Source organism: Stenotrophomonas sp. YJH_SMC_57 (assembly GCF_059369755.1).
The window spans coordinates 414,391-431,105 of sequence record NZ_JCAFSZ010000001.1 but is presented as its reverse complement, the minus strand read 5'-3'; the positions used below and the strand labels follow the sequence as shown (position 1 = coordinate 431,105).

The window sequence follows — 16,715 nt, the reverse complement described above, 5'->3', positions numbered from 1 at the left end:
AGCGCGCGTGGAAGCTACCGTACATTTCATCAACAGCATCATCTGGAGCAAGGCACTGATCTTCATGTGCCTGGCCGCCGGCCTGTTCTTCAGCCTGCGCACCCGCTTCATGCAGATCCGTGGTTTCCTCGAGATGTGCCGCCTCACCGTCAAGGGCGAGAAATCCGACGCCGGCGTGTCCTCGTTCCAGGCGCTGGCCATGTCGATGGCCGGCCGCATGGGCATCGGCAATATTGCCGGCGTGGCCACCGCCATCGCCTTCGGCGGCCCCGGTGCCATCTTCTGGATGTGGGTGATGGGCTTCCTCGGCGCGTCCACCTCGTACGTGGAATGCACCCTGGCGCAGATCTACAAGACCAAGGATGCCGAAGGCCGCTACCGCGGTGGCCCGGCCTACTACATCGAAAAGGCCATGGGCCTGAAGTGGTACGCGCTGGCCTTCGCCATCGCCACGATCATCGCGGCCGGCTTCCTGATGCCGGGCGTGCAGGCCAACGCCATCGCCGACAGCATCATCAACGCCTGCCGCGGCACCGCGCTGTGCGGTCCGCTGGACGGCCAGACGCTGGGCATGGAATCGGTGCAGGCGCTGAAGCTGGGCATCGGCATCGTGGTGGGCCTGCTGCTGGGCGTGGTGATCTTCGGCGGCGTCAAGCGCATCGCCAACTTCGCCGAGGTGGTGGTGCCGTTCATGGCGGCGGCCTTCATCCTGACCGCCATCGTCATCATGGTCATCAACTACGACCGCGTGCCGGAGATGTTCGGCATCATCTTCAAGAGTGCCTTCGGCACCCACGCCGCATTCGGCGCGATGATGGGCCTGGCGGTGGAGTGGGGCATCAAGCGCGGCATCTATGCCAATGAAGCCGGGCAGGGTTCCGGCCCGCACGCGGCAGCCGCTTCGGAGGTCTCGCACCCGGCCAAGCAGGGCTACGTGCAGGCCTTCGCCATCTACTTCGACACCATGATGGTGTGCACCGCCACCGCGTTCCTGATCCTGGCCAGCGGCACCTACAACGTGTACTCGCCGGCAGGTGCCAGCGCCCCGCCGATCTTCCAGGGCCTGGCCGGCATTCCGGAAGGCGCGGGCTATGCGCAGGCCGGCGTGGAAGCGGTGCTGCCGGGCTGGGGTTCGGCGTTCGTGTCGATCGCCATCTTCTTCTTCGCCTTCACCACCATCATGGCGTACTACTACATGGCCGAGACCAACCTCAGCTATGTGAACCACAACAAGAAGCGCCCGCTGACCGTGCTGGTGCTGCGCCTGGGCATCATCGGCATGGTGGTGTTCGGTGCGTTCCACAATGCGACCCTGGCCTGGGCGCTGGGTGACATCGGCGTTGGCCTGATGGCCTGGCTGAACATCATCGCCATCCTCATCATCCAGAAGCCGGCGATGCTGGCCCTGCGTGACTACGAACGACAGAAGAAGCTGGGCCTGGATCCGGTGTTCGACCCTGATGCCCTGGGCATCAAGAACGCCGATTTCTGGCGCCAGCGCAAGCAGGAGAGTGTGTAAGTGAACAACCCCTGGAACAACCGCCGCCCGTCCGCCCGTCCGCCGCGCGCAACACCGTTGCCGCGCCCGGAGGTACCGGCCACGGGTGGTGGTGGGCGCGGCGGCAGCGACGAGCTGCGCCTGTACGGCCTGAACGCCGTGCTGGCCGCGTTCGACGCGCGGCCGCAGGCGCTGCGCAAGCTGTACCTGCTGGAGGCGCGCATTCCGCGCCTGCAGCCACTGCTGAAGTGGTGCGTGGCCAACCGCGTGGGCTATCGCGTGGTCGAGGACGGCGATCTGAACAAGCTCGCCGGTACCACCCATCACGAAGGCGTGGTGGCCGATGTGCTGCGCGCACCAGCACTGCCGTTGGAACAGTGGCTGCAGCAGGTCGGTGACGGCCCGGCGCTGGCGCTGTGGCTGGACGGCGTGGGCAACCCGCACAACCTGGGCGCGATCCTGCGCTCGGCGGCGCACTTCGGTGCCAAGGCGCTGCTGCTGCCCGAAGGCAGCACGCTGGCGCTGTCCGGTGCCGCCGCACGCGTGGCGGAGGGCGGTGCCGAAGCGGTGCCGCTGGTGCAGCTGCCGGCCAACGCGCAGGCGATGGCGCAGCTGCGGGACGCCGGTTTCGGCCTGGCCGCTACCCTGGTCGAGGGCGGTGACGATGTGTTCCGTGCGTCGCTTCCGGCGCGGCTGGTGTATGTAATGGGCGCCGAAAGCGAAGGCATGGACCGCAGCCTGGCGGGCGAATGCGACCTGCAGGTCTCGATCCCCGGCAGTGGTGCGGTGGAGAGCCTCAACGTGGCCTCGGCTACCGCAGTGCTGCTGGCGCAGTGGGCGAGCCGTCGCGACGGCTGATACCGCCGCGACACCGTCCCATTGACGACCTGGACCCGGCCCCTGTGGCCGGGTTTTCTTTTGCGCCCTGCAGAAGCGGGCGTGCCCCGTTGCCTGCCAAGCCGATTACGTCACTACGCGTTGCATCAAGCACGCTTGATCGATGATCAGATGTTTTTAGTAATTGTCTCATTGTCGAGCCATGTCCCGCATCGCACGGTGGATCTCCATCCAACGTCGAACAGGAGTGGTTCCCATGCATCTAGTCAAACACCCCACGATGCGCGCATCCCTGCTGCTGGCCCTGTGTGCGCTCGCCGCACCGGCGGTGCACGCCGATGAGCGAAGCCTGGACGGCATCAACTTCACCGGACCGCTGATCACCCCGAATCCGGCCGGCCTGCCGCAGGGCAACTGGTACATCGAGCCCTATCTGGTGCGGGTCGACAGCCGCGACCACTATGACGACAACGGTGACCGTCGCCGCAGCGCCGAGCGCAGTGGCGCGTGGGCAACCGTGGTGCCGATCATCTATGGCTTCAGCGACCGGGTGATGGGCCAGGTCAACCTCAGTGCGACACGTTCCGAATCCGGCAGTGCACGCAGCAGTGGTTTCCGCGCCGGAGACACCACTGCACGGCTGCAGTACCTGCTGCAGGCGCCGAACGCCGATGGCACCCGCCCCGCCATCTCGGTCGCGCTGGTACAGCGCTTCAGCACCGGCAGCCATGACCGCATCACCGGCAATCCGCTCGATGCGCAGGGCGACGGTGTGCAGCGCACCACTGCTGCCCTGGGCGTGCAGCAGGTGGTGTGGCTGGGCAACGACCGCCCGCTGCGGTGGCGGGCCCAGTTCAGCGCCGGCCCCGCTCCCTCGCGTACCGCCATTTCCGGCACCAGCGTCTACGGCACCGACGACAGCTTCCAGGGACACGTCGCGCGTGGCTCGGTGCTGGGGCTGTCGGTGGGCGCCGAGTACAGCTTCAATTCGCGTTGGGTGGGGGTGATGGAAATGTCCGCCAGCCGCGAGACCGGCCAGCGGCTGAGTGGTTTCGCACGCAACGGCGCCGGTGTGATCGAACGCATCGATCAACACCGCCCCGCCAGCCGCAGCGTCAGCCTGGCGCCTGCCGTGGAGTATCACTTCAGTCCCTCGCTGGGATTGATTGCCGGTGTCGAGTTCACCGTGGCCGGGCGCAACACCGGCCGCATCGTCAGCCCCCAGGTTGCCCTCGGCATGTTCTTCTGAGGGGCCGCCGATGAACATCGAATCCATCGTCAATGCGATCCTGGGCGTGGTCTGGAGCCCCTACCTGGTGGTGCTGTGCCTGCTCACTGGCCTGTACTTCAGCGTGCGTACCCGTTTCATCCAGCTGCGCGCGCTGCCGGACATGCTGCGCCTGATGTTCCGCCATGAACGCTCCGAGTCCGGGGTGTCACCGTTCCAGGCACTGTCGATCTCGTTGTCCAGCCGGGTCGGTGTGGGCAACATCGCCGGCGTGGCCATGGCCATCGCCTTCGGTGGCCCCGGTGCGATCTTCTGGATGTGGGTCGTGGCCTTTCTCGGTGCCTCCAGCGCCTTCATCGAATCCACCCTGGCGCAGATCTACAAGGACCGTGATGCCAAGGGCCAGTATCGCGGCGGGCCGGCGTACTACATCGAGAAGGGCCTGGGCCAGCGCTGGTATGCAGTGCTGTTCGCGCTGGTGACCGTGCTCGCCGGCGCCATGCTGGCAGGGACCCAGTCCAATGCCATCACCAGTGCAGTGAACGAAGCCTGGGATGTGCCGGTGATGACCACCACCGTGGTGCTGCTGGTGGTGCTGGGCATCATCCTGATCGGTGGCGTGCGGCGTATTGCACGGGTAGCCGAATGGGTAGTGCCGCTGATGGCGGTGGCCTACCTGATGGTGGCCGCAGTGGTAATGGTGCTCAACGCGGAAAAAGTGCCCGGCGTGATCATGCTGGTGCTGAACAGCGCATTCGGCGTGGACGCGGCCTTCGGCGCGATGATCGGCACCGCCATCCAGTGGGGCGTTCGCCGCGGCGTGCTGTCCAACGAGGCCGGCATGGGCAGTGGAGCGCATGCGGCCGCTGCCGCCGAAGTCTCGCATCCGGTCAAGCAGGGACTGGTGCAGTCGTTCTCGGTCTACATCGACACCATGGTGGTGTGCAGCGCAACCGCATTCCTGATCCTGTCCACCGGCCTGTACAACATCTACGACCCGGCGGTGAACGGCGTTCCCGATGAGGCCCGCCTGCTGCTGGCCAATCTTCCGGGTGTCGAGGCCGGGCCGCGTTTCGTGCAGCACGCCGTGGAATCGGCGCTGCCGGGCTTCGGCCGTTCGTTCGTGGCGCTGGCGATCCTGCCATTCGCGTTCACCACCATCCTGGCGCTGTACTACATGGCCGAGACCAACGTCAGTTACCTGTGCCGGGATCGTCCTTCGCGGTGGGCGATGGGGGCATTCCAGCTGCTGTTCCTGGCGGTTGCCGGCTACTCGGCCGTGAACAGCGCAACGGTGGCATGGTCGCTGGGCGACATCGGGGTCGGCCTGATGAGCTGGCTCAACATCATCGCCATCCTGCTGCTGCAGAAGCCGGCGTTGGCGGCATTGCGCGACTACGAACAGCATCGCCATGCCGGTACGGATCCGCTGTTCAATCCACAGCGGTTGGGCGTACGCAACACCCGTGTGTGGGAGGGCTGACAGGATCGGGGTCAGATCCCTCGCCAGGGCGAGGGCGCTGACCCACGCCACGCCCAGTGGGTGCGCCATTGCCCGGTGGGTGCGAACCTCGGTTCGCACCGCTCTTCCCGCTGCGCTCGCCGGGCATGGCCCGGCGCCAGCGTCATTCGTTCGGCGGCGTGGTCGCCTTGGCCTCGCTGCCGAAACCACCGTCAGCTTCCGCGGCCAGGTACGCGAATACCGTGTACGCGGCCACGTTCTGCGCCAACGCCTTCGGGTCGATCTTGTCCAGCGTGTCGTCGGCGGTGTGGTGCAGGTGGAAGTAGTCCGAGCCATCCTGCGCCAGCCACGCCCACGCACCGCCCTTGGCCGCCAGCGGGCCGACATCCGGGCCCGGGCCGCCCTTGTCGGCCTGGTACTCGATGCCCAGCGGCTTCATCACTTCGGCGATCTGCCGGGTCGCTTCGCGCGAGCCTTCCGGGTTCGGCGAACCGGTATTGAAGGCATAGATGCGGCCGGCACCGAAGTCGCTCTCGGCTGCCAGCTGATGCAGGGCCACGTCCTTGGCGTGTGCTTCGGCGTAGGCCTTGCCGCCGTACAGGCCCTGTTCCTCGTTGGCGAAGGCGATCACGCGAATGGTGCGCTTCGGCGCCTGCTTGAGCTGGCCGATCAGGTGCCCGGCCGCCATGGTGATGCCCACGCCTGCGCCGTCATCGACCGCGCCGGTGCCCAGGTCCCAGGAATCCAGATGGCCACCGATCACCACCACTTCCTTCGGCAGGCTGCGGCCGGTGATCTCGCCGATCACGTTGTACGAGGTGGCCGTGCCATCCCAGCCGCAATCCAGCGCCACCTTCACCGTGGTGCTGCCACGGGCCAGCAGGCGCGCCAGCTGATCGGCGTCGGGCACCGACAGTGCTGCCGACGGCACCGGCGTCAGGCCTTCATCGAAGCGGGTGATGCCGGTGTGCGGCACGCGATGCGAGTCGGTACCCGCCGAGCGCATCAGGAAGCCGACCGCACCCTTGCGGATCGCCTCCGACGGGCCCTTGCTGCGGATCGCGCCGCCACGGCCGTAGTCGCGGCCATCGCGGAACGGCAGCATCTGGTAATCGACAAAAGCGATCTTGCCCTTCAGCGAGCCGGCCGGCGCCGCCTGCAATGCGGCCAGATCGGCAAAGCGCACCACCTCGGCTTCAACGGTGCCGCCCGGGCTGCCGCCCAGCGCGGTGATCTGCAGCGGCTGCGGATTCCTGCCGGTCACGGCGGCATGTTCGCTGCGGCGTTCCCACTTCGGGAACGTCACCGGTTCCTTCCATACCTTGTCGAAACCGAGTGCCTTGAACTTGGCTTCGGCCCAGGCCACGGCGCGGGCATCGGCTTCGCTGCCGGCGATGCGCGGACCGATCTCGGTGGTGAGCGATTCGACCACCTTCCAGCCGGTGTCGTCAGCCAGTGCCTGGTCGCGCAGCTGTGCGGCGGTGGCCAGCGAGGCCGGGGGCAGGGTGGTGGTGCGCGGCGCCGCGAAGGCCGGGGCGGCCAGCAGGGCGAGGGAGGATGCGATGGCAAGCACACGGCGACGCATGGACAACTCCGGGAAGGGACCTAAGCCTTGGAGCTTAACAGTCGTTCAGGCGTGCGCATGGGCGGGAGGTCATGGCTGGCGCGAACGCTGTTTTCCGCCACGTCCGGCAAAGCGAAAGCCCCGCCGGAGCGGGGCTTTCGGTAGTCGCGGTAGTGCCGGCCGCTGGCCGGCACCCACATGTTCCGATGTTGCCGGCCAGCGGCCGGCACTACCGTTCTGCGACCTTACTTCTTCAGGCTGTCGCGGATCTCGCGCAGCAGCACCACTTCCTCGGCCGGTGCGGCCGGGGCGGCTTCCTGCTTGCGCGACAGGCGGTTGATCGTCTTTACCACCAGGAAGATGGCGAACGCCACGATCACGAACTGGATCAGCGTATTGATGAAGTCGCCATAGCCGATCACCACCGCCGGGATCTCCTTGCCGTCGGCACCGATGCTGGCCGGTGACAGCGTCCAGGCCAGCTGCGAGAAGTCCACCTTGCCGATCAGCAGGCCCAGCGGCGGCATGATGATCTTCTCGACCAGCGCGGTCACGATCTTGCCGAAGGCCGCGCCGATCACCACGCCGACGGCGAGGTCGATGACGTTGCCGCGCATCGCGAATTCCTTGAACTCGGTGAGCATTCCCATTGTTGTTTTTCTCCGGTGGGGGAAGTGGACAGCGCGCAGGGTAGCGCAGGTGATGTCAGCCGGCGATCACGCCGTGGCGCTCGGCCACGTTTTCCAGGCGGGCACTGAAGCGGTCGCCGGGCTTCAGCGCAGCCACCCCGGACGGGGTGCCCATGAACACCAGATCGCCGGCGCGCAGGTGCCACAGCTTGGACAGCTCATGCAGGATCTCCGGCACGTTCCAGATCATCTGGTCGAGCAATGCCTGCTGGCGCACTTCGCCGTTGACCTCCAGCGACAGGTTCAGCGCGGCCAGGTCGCCAACCTCGCCGGCGTGCACGATCTCGCTGATCGGCGCGGAGGCATCGAAGCCCTTGGCCGCATCCCACGGATGGCCCTTGTCCTTGGCGGCCGCCTGCAGATCGCGGCGGGTCAGGTCCAGGCCGACGGCATAGCCGTAGACCAGTGCATCGGCATCGGCCACGGCCAGCTCGCCGGCCGGCGCGTCACGGCCGATGGCCACCACCAGTTCCACTTCGTGGTGCAGGTTGGCGGTCGCCGGCGGATAGGGAATGGCATCGTCATGGCCGACCACGATCGCATCGGCCGGCTTGCTGAAGAACATCGGGCGGCCACGGTCATCAGCGGCCGGCACCGCCGCGCCCATTTCACGGGCATGGTCGGCGAAGTTGCGGCCCACGCAGTAGATGCGGTGCACGGGGAAACTGCCGCCGCCTACGACCGGCACACGCGGCAGGGCAACGGCAGGGATCACATCGGAGACATCGGACATGCGGGCATCCAGGAAGGGCGTGCCCGCAGTCTAGAACGCATGGCGCCCGCCGTCAGCGGGCGCGTCAGGCATGGATCAACGCGAGGCCGGCAACACCGGCTTGCGCACCACGCGGTACTCGCCCTCGACCACGGTCGGATCGATCGGACGGCTGGTGCCCGGCTTGCGCGAGGCCAACAGCTTCCACGCCAGGCCGACCAGGATCATCGCCGCACCGACGAACACGCCGATGAACACCATCGCGGCCAGGATCGCCAGGCCGAGCAGGCCCACGGCAACGCGCACCAACGGATGACGCGGCTTGCGCGGCGCGAACAGGGTGCGGAACTGGGTGAAGGCGGATGCGCGATTGAACATGGCGGCTCGATAGGCTGGGATCAGCGAAAACAGAGTATCGGGACGCGCCACTGTCATTGAGTGAAAAACTCGTTAAATATAGCCTGTGCTTATTACGAATCAATGACTTGTGTTCATCTTGCAGCCAGTCACCTGAGCAGGCGTGCGACAATGCCGCTTTACTGTCCGAGCCTTCGCCATGACTGCCGCTGCTGCCCTGATCGCCCTTGATGCCATTGCCGATGGCGCGTTTGCCGAGGTCGAGGCGGTGGTCGATGGCGATGCAGAGTCGGTGCTGCTGTATCGCGACGGCGCGCAGGTGCGTGCTTTCCTGAACATCTGCCCGCATGCCGGCCGCCGCCTGGACTGGGCGCCGGGCCAGTTCCTGAAGAGCCGCGAAGGCCATCTGGTGTGCGCCGCGCACGGTGCTTCGTTCGCGCTGGACAGCGGCGACTGCATCGCCGGCCCGTGCAAGGGCGACCGCCTGCGGGCCGTGCCAGTGGATGTGCGCGACGGGCAGGTCTATCTGGCCTGAGGCAACCGGCGAGCGAACCAAGGTTCGCACCCACAGGATCAATGGGTATCCAGAGATTCATCCACGCATGGCGTGGATCTACCGTGTCGACCAAGGTCGACACCTACCAGAGCGGTGCACGACGCCGTTCTGGCAGATCGTAGAGATCTATCGAAGGCGGGGTGGGTCCGGTTGCGGGGGCGTGAGCCGCATGGATGCGGCGACCGAGCTTACATGGACGTACTTGCAGCGTCCCCCGTAGCCGGACCCACCCCGTCATCCCACAGGAAGCCAGCGTTTGATGTGGACGTTGCTTCGGCGGGTGCAGGGCGCAGCCCTGCCAATAAACCCAACCCTCAGAACATCAGGTTGATCATCAACACCACCACGCAGGTGTAGATCAGCGACAGCGGGCCGCCGACCCGCCACATCTCGCGCGGGGTGTAGTTGGCCGGACCGGTGATCATCGAGATCACCGGATTGGAGGCCGTCATCAGGTTGTTGGACGCCGACAGCGCCACGATCAGCGCGAATGCGGTCGGGCTGCCGCCGGCAGCCAGCGCCAGGTTCACCGCGATGGGGACCATCACGATGGTCGCGCCCACATGGCTGATCACCAGTGAGAAGGCCGTGGTCAGCAACGCCAGTGCCACTTCCAGCACCCACAGCGGAATGCCGGTAGGCAGCTTGTCGATGGTGTGGCCGGCCACCCACGCCGCCGCGCCACTGGAGTCCATTGCCCAGCCCAGCGGAATCAGCCCGGCCATCATGAACACCGTCTTCCAGTTGATCGAGGCATAGGCCTCGTCCATGCGCAGCACGCCGGTCAGCAGCATGCCCGCCACGCCGGTCATCAGGGTCAGCGCCACCGGCAGCTTGCTGGTCAGCGCGATCAGGATGGTCAACGCGAAGATCGCCATCGCGATCTTGAACTTGTGCGGGCGCTGCTCGCCGGTCGGGTAATCGGTCACCACCACGAAGTCCCGGCTCCTGGCGGCCTGTGCCAGGTCGGTCCAGATGCTGTGGAAGACCAGCATGTCGCCCGCACGCAGCTGCACGTCGCGCACGTCTTCGCGGATCACCTGCTTGTCGCGGTTGATCGCCAGCAGGCTGATGCCGCGTTCCTTGCGCAGGCGCAGGTCGGCCGCGCTCTTGCCGATCACGTTCGAGGTCGGCGGCACCACGGCCTCGGAAATACCGGCGCGGCTGGGATTGAACAGGTCGCCCAGATGCTTCAGGCGCGAGGACATGCGCAGGAACTGATTCTGCGCGAAGTCGCTGATCTGCTGGCGCGGGCCCATCGCACCGAGCACGCTGCCGACCCAGATGCGCATCTCCGCCGGCGGCGCCAGGCGGGTGTCGTTGCCGGTCTTCAGGGCCAGCAGCAGCGGCGCATCGTGCAGGTTCTCCGCCTCGCCCAGGGTCATGCCCACCAGCGGGCTCTCGGCGCTGACCACCAGCTCGAACACATCGCCTTCAATGCCGTAGGTCTTGGCGAAGTAGCTTTCGGTACGTGCCGGGGTGACCCCGTCGTTGACCAGGTTCTCTTCCTCGATCAGCTTGCGGTCGCCGTAATAGCGGAAGTACAGCAGCGAGGCGACCAGAAGTGCCAGGCCGATCGGCAGCGGCGCGAACATGCGCAGCGGCTCGATGGTGGCCAGGCCCGAAGGCAGGTTGTTGTTGGCCGAGGCCAGCAGGTCGTTCAGCAGGATCAGCGGCGAGTTGCCGACCATGGTCAGCGCGCCGCCCATCACGATCGCCGCCGAGATCGGCAGCAGCAGGCGCTGCAGGGTCAGCCCGGTGCGCGCGGCCAGCCGCGAGGCGACCGGCAGGTACAGCGCCATCACCGACGGGTTCTGCATGAAGGACGAGTTCAGGCCGGCAATGGCCGTGGTCATCATCAGCAGCCGCTGCTCGACGCCGTGGCCGCGCCGCAGCAGCCAGGCGGCCAGCCGGTTCAGTGCACCGGTGCGGTCCAGGCCCGCACCGAGGATGGTGGTGGCGATGATGCTCATCACCGCGTTACCGGAGAAACCGCCGAAGATCTCCTCCGGCGCGATCAGCCCGGTGACGCCGAGCACCACCAGCACCACCAGTGCGACCACGTCGGCACGGATGCGCTCGAACAGGAACATCGCCATCGTGAAGCCGACCAGCCCAAGCACGAGCTTCATGTCGTTGGTCAGCGTCAGCGCGGTATCCATGTGGGGCGCGGCGTCCTCAGGCGATCGTCAGGTGCGGTCGTACAACAGGTCCCAGACGCCGTGGCCGAGCTTCTGGCCACGGGTCTCGAAGTGGGTCTGCGGGCGCCAGTCCGGGCGCGGCACGCTGCCGCGCGGGCCGGCACGGTTGACCAGGCCGGCGGTGGCGTCGAGCACGTCCCACATCTGCTCGGCGTAGTCTTCCCAGTCGGTCGCGCAGTGCAGGCGGCCACCCGGGCGCAGCTTGCGCACCAGCAGATCGGCGAACGCCGGCTGCAGCAGGCGGCGCTTGTTGTGGCGCTTCTTGTGCCACGGGTCCGGGAAGTAGATGCGCACTTCATCCAGCGCGCCGTCGGCGATCTCGTTCTGCAGCACTTCCACCGCGTCGTGGTGGTACAGCCGCACGTGGTCGGCGTTGTCGTCGGCCAGCGCGTTCAGCAGGCGGCCCACGCCGGGCGCATGCACCTCGATGCCGATGTAGTCACGCGACGGGTCGTGCTGGGCCGCGAAGCGCAGCGCGGCGCCGTTGCCGAAGCCGATTTCCAGCACCTTGTGCGCCGGGCGGCCGAAGGTGGCGTCCAGATCGCGCGGCTGGCCGTTGTAGTCGATGCCGAAACGCGGCCAGCGTTCGTCGAACGCACGCTGCTGGGCGGGAGTGAATCGGCCCTGGCGCAGCACGAAGCTGCGCACTTCACGGCGGCCTTCGCTGACGGTGAAGGGCTTGGGCGGGGCCTTGGAGCCGGCGCTGTCGAAAGGATTGGTCATCAGCCGATCAGCCCATCCAGCGGAGAGGAGGCGCTGGCGTAGCGCTTGCGCGGGATGCGCCCGGCCAGGAACGCCTCGCGGCCGGCTTCGACCGCCTTGCGCATCGCGCTGGCCATCAGCACCGGGTTGCGTGCGCCGGCGATGGCGGTGTTCATCAGCACGCCGTCACAGCCCAGCTCCATCGCGATCGCCGCGTCCGAGGCGGTGCCCACGCCGGCGTCGACGATGATCGGCACCTTGGCGTCTTCGATGATCTGCAGCAGGTTGTATTTGTTCTGGATGCCCAGGCCCGAGCCGATCGGCGCGGCCAGCGGCATCACCGCAGCGCAGCCGATCTCTTCCAGGCGCTTGGCCAGGATCGGGTCGTCGGAGGTGTAGACCATCACCTCGAAGCCATCCTTGACCAGCTGTTCGGCGGCCTTGAGGGTCTGCACCACGTCCGGGTACAGCGACTTCTGGTCGCCCAGCACTTCCAGCTTGGTCAGGTTGTGGCCGTCCAGCAGCTCACGGGCCAGGCGGCAGGTGCGCACGGCGTCCTCGGCGGTGTAGCAGCCGGCGGTGTTGGGCAGGATGGTGTAACGGTCCGGCGGCAGCACGTCCAGCAGGTTCGGCTCGCCCGGGTTCTGGCCGATGTTGGTCCGGCGGATGGCCACGGTGACGATCTGGGCGCCTGCAGCCTCGGTGGCCAGGCGGGTTTCTTCCAGGTCCTTGAACTTGCCGGTGCCGGTCAGCAGCCGCGAGCCATAGGTCTTGCCGGCGATCACCAGCGAATCGGGGGAGACATGAACGTTCATGGCGCGATTATCGCTTATCCGCCTGAAGATGGGGTCACGCAACCAAAGGTAGTGCCGGCCGCTGGCCGGCAGATGTGAGGCGTCAGGCAGCGTCGGATTGCCGGCCAGCGACCGGCACTACCCGGAATGGTTTCAACCACCGCCCAGCGCGTGCACGATTTCCACCACGTCGCCCTCGGCCAGGACATGCTCGCCATGGCGGCTGCGGCTGACGATCTCGCCGTTGACCTCCACCGCCACCCGGCGCTGCAGCAGCTGCTCGGCCTCAAGCAGATCGTGAAGGGTCGCCGAAGCGGGCAGGGTACGGGGTTCGCCATTGAGCTGGATGTTCATCAGCGCATTGTCGCTGATAGCCCGCCGGGATCGGAACCGTTGCAATCTGCGCCAGATGCCACGTCCTGCACAGCACGCTGGCGCAGGGCCGGGCGACAATCCATGCGGCGGCGCAGCGTGAGCAAAAGGCGGCGCGGTGAAACCATTCACCGTGCGCCGGCGTACGTCCGCCGGGTCCTCAACGATTTCCCCACAGGAGTTCTTTACATGCTGCTCAGCAAACGCCCGATCCGCTCCCTGATGGCGGCCGCGATCGCGCTGGCCGCGGTTCCGGCCATGGCAGGCGAATCCCCGTATACCCACGCGGTGTTCTTCGGCGACAGCCTGACCGACGCCGGCTACTTCCGCCCGCTGCTGCCGCCGGGCGTGCAGCCCGTCACCGGCCAGTTCACCACCAACCCGGGCTGGGTGTGGTCGCAGCAGGTGGCCAACTACTACGGTGTCAACGGCGCGCCCAATGGCAACGGCCAGAACGGTGACAACTACGCCGTGGGCGGCGCCCGCGTGTCGGTGGAAGGGAGCGGCGGCCTGGGTCCGATTCCCTCGCTGAAGTCGCAGGCTGCTCGTTACCTCGCCGCAAATGGCGGCAAGGCTGACGCAAATGCCCTGTATACCGTGTGGGGCGGCGCCAATGACCTGTTCGCGGCGGCGGCAGCGCCGGCACAGGCGCAGGCGCAGGCCATCATCGGCGCAGCGGTCACCGACCAGATCGCCCTGGTCGGCGCGCTCAAGCAGGCCGGCGCGCAGTACGTGCTGGTGCCGAACCTGCCCAACGTCGGCCTGACCCCGTCGTTCCGTGGCCCGAATGCCGGCGCCGCCACCGCGCTGTCGGCCGGTTACAACAAGGCCCTGTACGGCGGCCTGAAGCAGGCCGGCATCGAGTTCATTCCGCTCGACACCTTCACCGTGCTGGGCGAAGTGGCCGCCAACCCGGCCATGTACGGCTTCACCAACGTCACCAGCACCGCCTGCAGGATCGATCCGACCAATCCGACGCAGAGCATCCTGACCTGCAACCCGACCAGCTATGTCAGCCCGGATGCGGCCAATACCTATCTGTTCGCCGATGGCGTGCATCCGACCACGGCCGGCCACCAGCTGCTGGGCCAGTACGCGGTCTCGGTGCTGGAAGCCCCGCGTCTGCAGCAGGTACTGAGCCACTCGGCACAGACCATCGGCCGTTCGCGCGCCGACCAGGTCAGCATGCACCTGGGTGGGCGTCCGGCCGACGGCCTGTCCTGGTGGGGCGGCGTACGCGGCGATCTGCAGCGCTACGACCACGCCGACCTGTACGACGGCCTGGCGCCGGCCGGCCTGTTCGGTGTCGACTGGGCGCGTGACGGCATGGTGTTCGGCGGCTTCGCCGGCTTCGGCCGCCTCAATGCCGACTTCGGCAACAGCCGCGGTGACTTCACCCAGAAGGACACCACCGCCGGTCTGTTCGCCGGCTGGTACCACGACCGCATCTGGGTCAACGGCCAGGTCAGCTACACCTGGCTGTCCTATGACGTGAACCGCAAGGTCCAGCTCGGCCCGGCCACCCGCGAGCACGGCGGTTCGCCGGACGGCAGCAACCTGACCGCAGCGCTGAACGCCGGTTACGAGTTCGGCACCGAGGGCGGCTTCCGCCACGGCCCGATCGCCTCGGTGATCTGGCAGAAGGTGAAGATCGACGGTTACACCGAAAGCGCCGAGGCCGGCACCCTGGCCACCGCGCTGGGCTATGACCGCCAGAACGTCGATTCGACCGTTGGCCGCATCGGCTGGCAGGCCCGCTTCGACGGCGGTGCGGTCAAGCCGTACGCGCAGCTGACCTACGACCACGAGTTCGAAGACAACAAGCAGGCCAGCGCCTGGCTGCAGACCCTGCCGGAACTGGGCAGCTACCGCGTGCCGGGCCTGAACTTCGACAAGAACTACGCCACCGTGGTGCTGGGTGCCCGTACCGAACTGTTCGGCCTGCAGAGCAACTTCGGCGTGAGTGCTTCGGCCGGGCAGAAGCGTGCCCAGGACGCGACGCTGTTCGCCAACTTCAGCGGCAGCTTCTGACCCACGCGTCATCCCGGGCACCGCACGGTGCCCGGGATGCCTGACAACAGCGCCGGACCGTGTCCGGCGCATGCGGCGCGGCCGACCATTGCGCAACACCGGCCCCAGCGCATAGACTTTCCACCGCAACGCGGGCGTAGCTCAATGGTAGAGCTGTAGCTTCCCAAGCTACTGACGTGGGTTCGATTCCCATCGCCCGCTCCATCGCACCTCCTTCTTTTGCACTGCAGACACGGGCGCTTGATGCCCGCTTTCGTGTGCCTGTCGATCCAGCCTTGTGAGCGGCGTGCGGCATCACTAGAGTGAATGCGCCTTCACGCCGGATGATGACGTTGGGACAAGGAATGAGGATGCGGGCCATCTCACGATGGAACACGGTTCTGCTGGCTCCAGTGCTGGCACTGGCACTTGCAACCACAGCGTGCACGGACAGCACAGCCCCTTCTGAAGCCGGAGATGCAGCGCGCGCCGCAAGCGCCACGGTCATCCCCGCCACAGGAGTCGCGAACTCCGGCATGGCGGCCAGGGGAAATGCGCCCGCCGCTTATCAGAAGTACTACACCGCACGGAACGTTCAACCGCTGATGGGGGACCTTGAGTTCCTGTCCAGCGGCGGTGACGCAAACGCGAGTTTTGTACTCGGGCGCATCCATGACGACTGCGCCGTCATTCCTGATTGGGGCTCGCTCGCCGGGTTGGACATCGCGCAGGAGAAGAAGATCGCATTCGGGCGCAGCACGGCGTGGTTCAAGGCGCGATGCGAGGGTATGTCCAGGGACGTTGTGAGTGGCATTCGCAATGCGAGACGCTACCAGGCGCTGGCCGTGAAGCAGGGGAGCCTCGCTGCACAGATCGAGCAGGCGGCGCCAGGCCTCCACCTCGCGGATCAGGATCTTTCGGTGGAGGACCACAAAACGTTTGTGGAAGCCGTGCTCATGCAGGACGACGGCGAAGCCTACATGGCGCTTGCGGCAACCATGGGGGGAGCCGCCTCGCACCGCATCCAGGAAATGAAGCCCTACAAGGTGGGCAGTCCCGTCGAGGAGGCCGCATGGATGCTGGCGGGCTGCCGAAAGGGCGTACCGTGCGGCGCCGATTCCCCCATCCTCCAACGCATGTGCCGCGCCGGTGTGTGTGGTTACAACTCGCTTGAGGAGCTGTACAGCCATGGGATGCTTGCGCCCGAGCAGATGCAACAGGCGCGCGCACGCATGGAGGAAATCATCGCACTGTCGAAAGGTGTCTCCGGCGACGATGGCTTCATCGCCGGAGACGTTGCTGCGGGGCGGCCGGTCAGTCGGAATTGAAGCCGGGCGCCAGCGGGCCGGGCAACGTGTGTTCCGGCCACGGCATCAACAAGGTGCAGGCGTCATACAGGCCGCAGAAATCCTGCCGCAGGTCGGCCGGTACCCAGCCTCCGTAGCTCACCTCGGTCGAGTCGCCGTTGCAGGCATAGGTGACATCGATCCAGCGGGTGTTGGTATGTGAGGCAGCCCCCTGGTGCTGGGTTCTGCCGGTGCAGTAGCGCAGGCTCTGGCCAATCAGTGTGTTGTTGGCGTCGAAATAGAGCCGGGAGACTGCATGGGTGGGCGCGGCATGCACTTCGGTGGCGCCACCCACCAGGCCAAACAGCAACAACAGCGGAATTCCCATTCGCATCTGTGGTTCTCCTTGGATTGTGTAAGCCGGCCGTGTTCCTGTCCTGTGGCCGG

Annotated in this window: 16 protein-coding genes and 1 tRNA gene; 8 read left to right on the top strand and 9 right to left on the bottom strand. The window is 66.7% G+C overall.

The features are described 5' to 3' along the window. Nucleotides 1–7 precede the first annotated feature (7 nt). The 4 genes from AC5P7U_RS01865 to AC5P7U_RS01850 all read left to right on the top strand — a co-directional run bounded on the left by AC5P7U_RS01865 (nt 8) and on the right by AC5P7U_RS01850 (nt 5,046). Nucleotides 8–1,519, top strand: a complete 1,512-nt coding sequence (locus AC5P7U_RS01865; RefSeq protein ID WP_004154369.1) for an alanine/glycine:cation symporter family protein — start codon at nt 8–10, stop codon at nt 1,517–1,519. Next, the gene (locus AC5P7U_RS01860; protein WP_049457682.1) at nt 1,520–2,356 is read left to right on the top strand and encodes a TrmH family RNA methyltransferase; all 837 of its coding nucleotides are present in this window, start codon (nt 1,520–1,522) and stop codon (nt 2,354–2,356) included. It abuts the gene before it with no gap. A 235-nt stretch (nt 2,357–2,591) separates the two neighbouring features. Beyond that, entirely contained in the window at nt 2,592–3,584 is a 993-nt protein-coding gene (locus AC5P7U_RS01855; RefSeq protein ID WP_197564785.1) for a hypothetical protein, read from the top strand. A gap of 10 nt (nt 3,585–3,594) precedes the next feature. Beyond that, on the top strand, nt 3,595–5,046 hold the full coding sequence (locus AC5P7U_RS01850) for an alanine/glycine:cation symporter family protein (protein ID WP_049457684.1): 1,452 nt from the start codon (nt 3,595–3,597) through the stop codon (nt 5,044–5,046). A 142-nt stretch (nt 5,047–5,188) separates the two neighbouring features. Here the strand turns inward: AC5P7U_RS01850 and AC5P7U_RS01845 are convergent, their stop codons facing one another. From AC5P7U_RS01845 to AC5P7U_RS01830, 4 genes are all read right to left on the bottom strand, one after another. Further along, the gene (locus AC5P7U_RS01845) at nt 5,189–6,610 is read right to left on the bottom strand and encodes a M28 family peptidase (RefSeq protein ID WP_004154383.1); all 1,422 of its coding nucleotides are present in this window, start codon (nt 6,608–6,610) and stop codon (nt 5,189–5,191) included. A gap of 224 nt (nt 6,611–6,834) precedes the next feature. Beyond that, nucleotides 6,835–7,239 (bottom strand): large-conductance mechanosensitive channel protein MscL, encoded by a 405-nt coding sequence (gene mscL, locus AC5P7U_RS01840; protein WP_004154386.1) that lies wholly within the window; start codon nt 7,237–7,239, stop codon nt 6,835–6,837. 55 nt (nt 7,240–7,294) lie between these two features. Next, nucleotides 7,295–8,011: a fumarylacetoacetate hydrolase family protein gene (locus AC5P7U_RS01835; RefSeq protein ID WP_004154389.1), complete on the bottom strand. Its 717-nt coding sequence runs from the start codon at nt 8,009–8,011 to the stop codon at nt 7,295–7,297. 75 nt (nt 8,012–8,086) lie between these two features. Further along, nucleotides 8,087–8,368 carry a hypothetical protein gene (locus AC5P7U_RS01830; protein ID WP_197563559.1) on the bottom strand — a complete coding sequence of 94 codons (282 nt, stop codon included), beginning with the start codon at nt 8,366–8,368 and terminating at the stop codon, nt 8,087–8,089. Nucleotides 8,369–8,546: 178 nt separating this feature from the next. Here AC5P7U_RS01830 and AC5P7U_RS01825 point away from each other — a divergent pair, with 178 nt between their 5' ends. Next, on the top strand, nt 8,547–8,882 hold the full coding sequence (locus AC5P7U_RS01825) for a Rieske (2Fe-2S) protein (protein ID WP_004154391.1): 336 nt from the start codon (nt 8,547–8,549) through the stop codon (nt 8,880–8,882). A 335-nt stretch (nt 8,883–9,217) separates the two neighbouring features. Here AC5P7U_RS01825 and AC5P7U_RS01820 read toward each other — a convergent pair whose 3' ends face one another. The 4 genes from AC5P7U_RS01820 to thiS all read right to left on the bottom strand — a co-directional run bounded on the left by AC5P7U_RS01820 (nt 9,218) and on the right by thiS (nt 12,954). Then, nucleotides 9,218–11,065 (bottom strand): SLC13 family permease, encoded by a 1,848-nt coding sequence (locus AC5P7U_RS01820; protein WP_049457176.1) that lies wholly within the window; start codon nt 11,063–11,065, stop codon nt 9,218–9,220. A 27-nt stretch (nt 11,066–11,092) separates the two neighbouring features. Further along, nucleotides 11,093–11,827, bottom strand: coding sequence for a tRNA (guanosine(46)-N7)-methyltransferase TrmB (trmB, locus tag AC5P7U_RS01815; protein ID WP_008268324.1), 735 nt, complete (start codon nt 11,825–11,827; stop codon nt 11,093–11,095). Further along, complete coding sequence (locus tag AC5P7U_RS01810; protein ID WP_049457175.1) at nt 11,827–12,621, bottom strand: thiazole synthase; 795 nt, start codon at nt 12,619–12,621, stop codon at nt 11,827–11,829. Before AC5P7U_RS01810 ends, trmB begins: the two co-directional genes overlap by 1 nt. Nucleotides 12,622–12,753: 132 nt before the next feature. Beyond that, nucleotides 12,754–12,954 (bottom strand): sulfur carrier protein ThiS, encoded by a 201-nt coding sequence (thiS, locus tag AC5P7U_RS01805; protein ID WP_008265079.1) that lies wholly within the window; start codon nt 12,952–12,954, stop codon nt 12,754–12,756. Nucleotides 12,955–13,161: 207 nt separating this feature from the next. On the opposite strand from thiS, the gene AC5P7U_RS01800 reads away from it, so the two are divergent. The 3 genes from AC5P7U_RS01800 (at nt 13,162) to AC5P7U_RS01790 (ending at nt 16,310) form a co-directional block, all read left to right on the top strand. Continuing rightward, nucleotides 13,162–15,003 carry an autotransporter outer membrane beta-barrel domain-containing protein gene (locus AC5P7U_RS01800; protein WP_495220739.1) on the top strand — a complete coding sequence of 614 codons (1,842 nt, stop codon included), beginning with the start codon at nt 13,162–13,164 and terminating at the stop codon, nt 15,001–15,003. A gap of 130 nt (nt 15,004–15,133) precedes the next feature. Then, nucleotides 15,134–15,207 (top strand) — tRNA-Gly (locus AC5P7U_RS01795). A 146-nt stretch (nt 15,208–15,353) separates the two neighbouring features. Continuing rightward, on the top strand, nt 15,354–16,310 hold the full coding sequence (locus AC5P7U_RS01790; protein WP_414555134.1) for a hypothetical protein: 957 nt from the start codon (nt 15,354–15,356) through the stop codon (nt 16,308–16,310). Here AC5P7U_RS01790 and AC5P7U_RS01785 read toward each other — a convergent pair. Further along, nucleotides 16,297–16,662, bottom strand: a complete 366-nt coding sequence (locus AC5P7U_RS01785) for a hypothetical protein (RefSeq protein WP_232281370.1) — start codon at nt 16,660–16,662, stop codon at nt 16,297–16,299. The genes AC5P7U_RS01790 and AC5P7U_RS01785 overlap by 14 nt on opposite strands. Nucleotides 16,663–16,715: the final 53 nt, after the last annotated feature.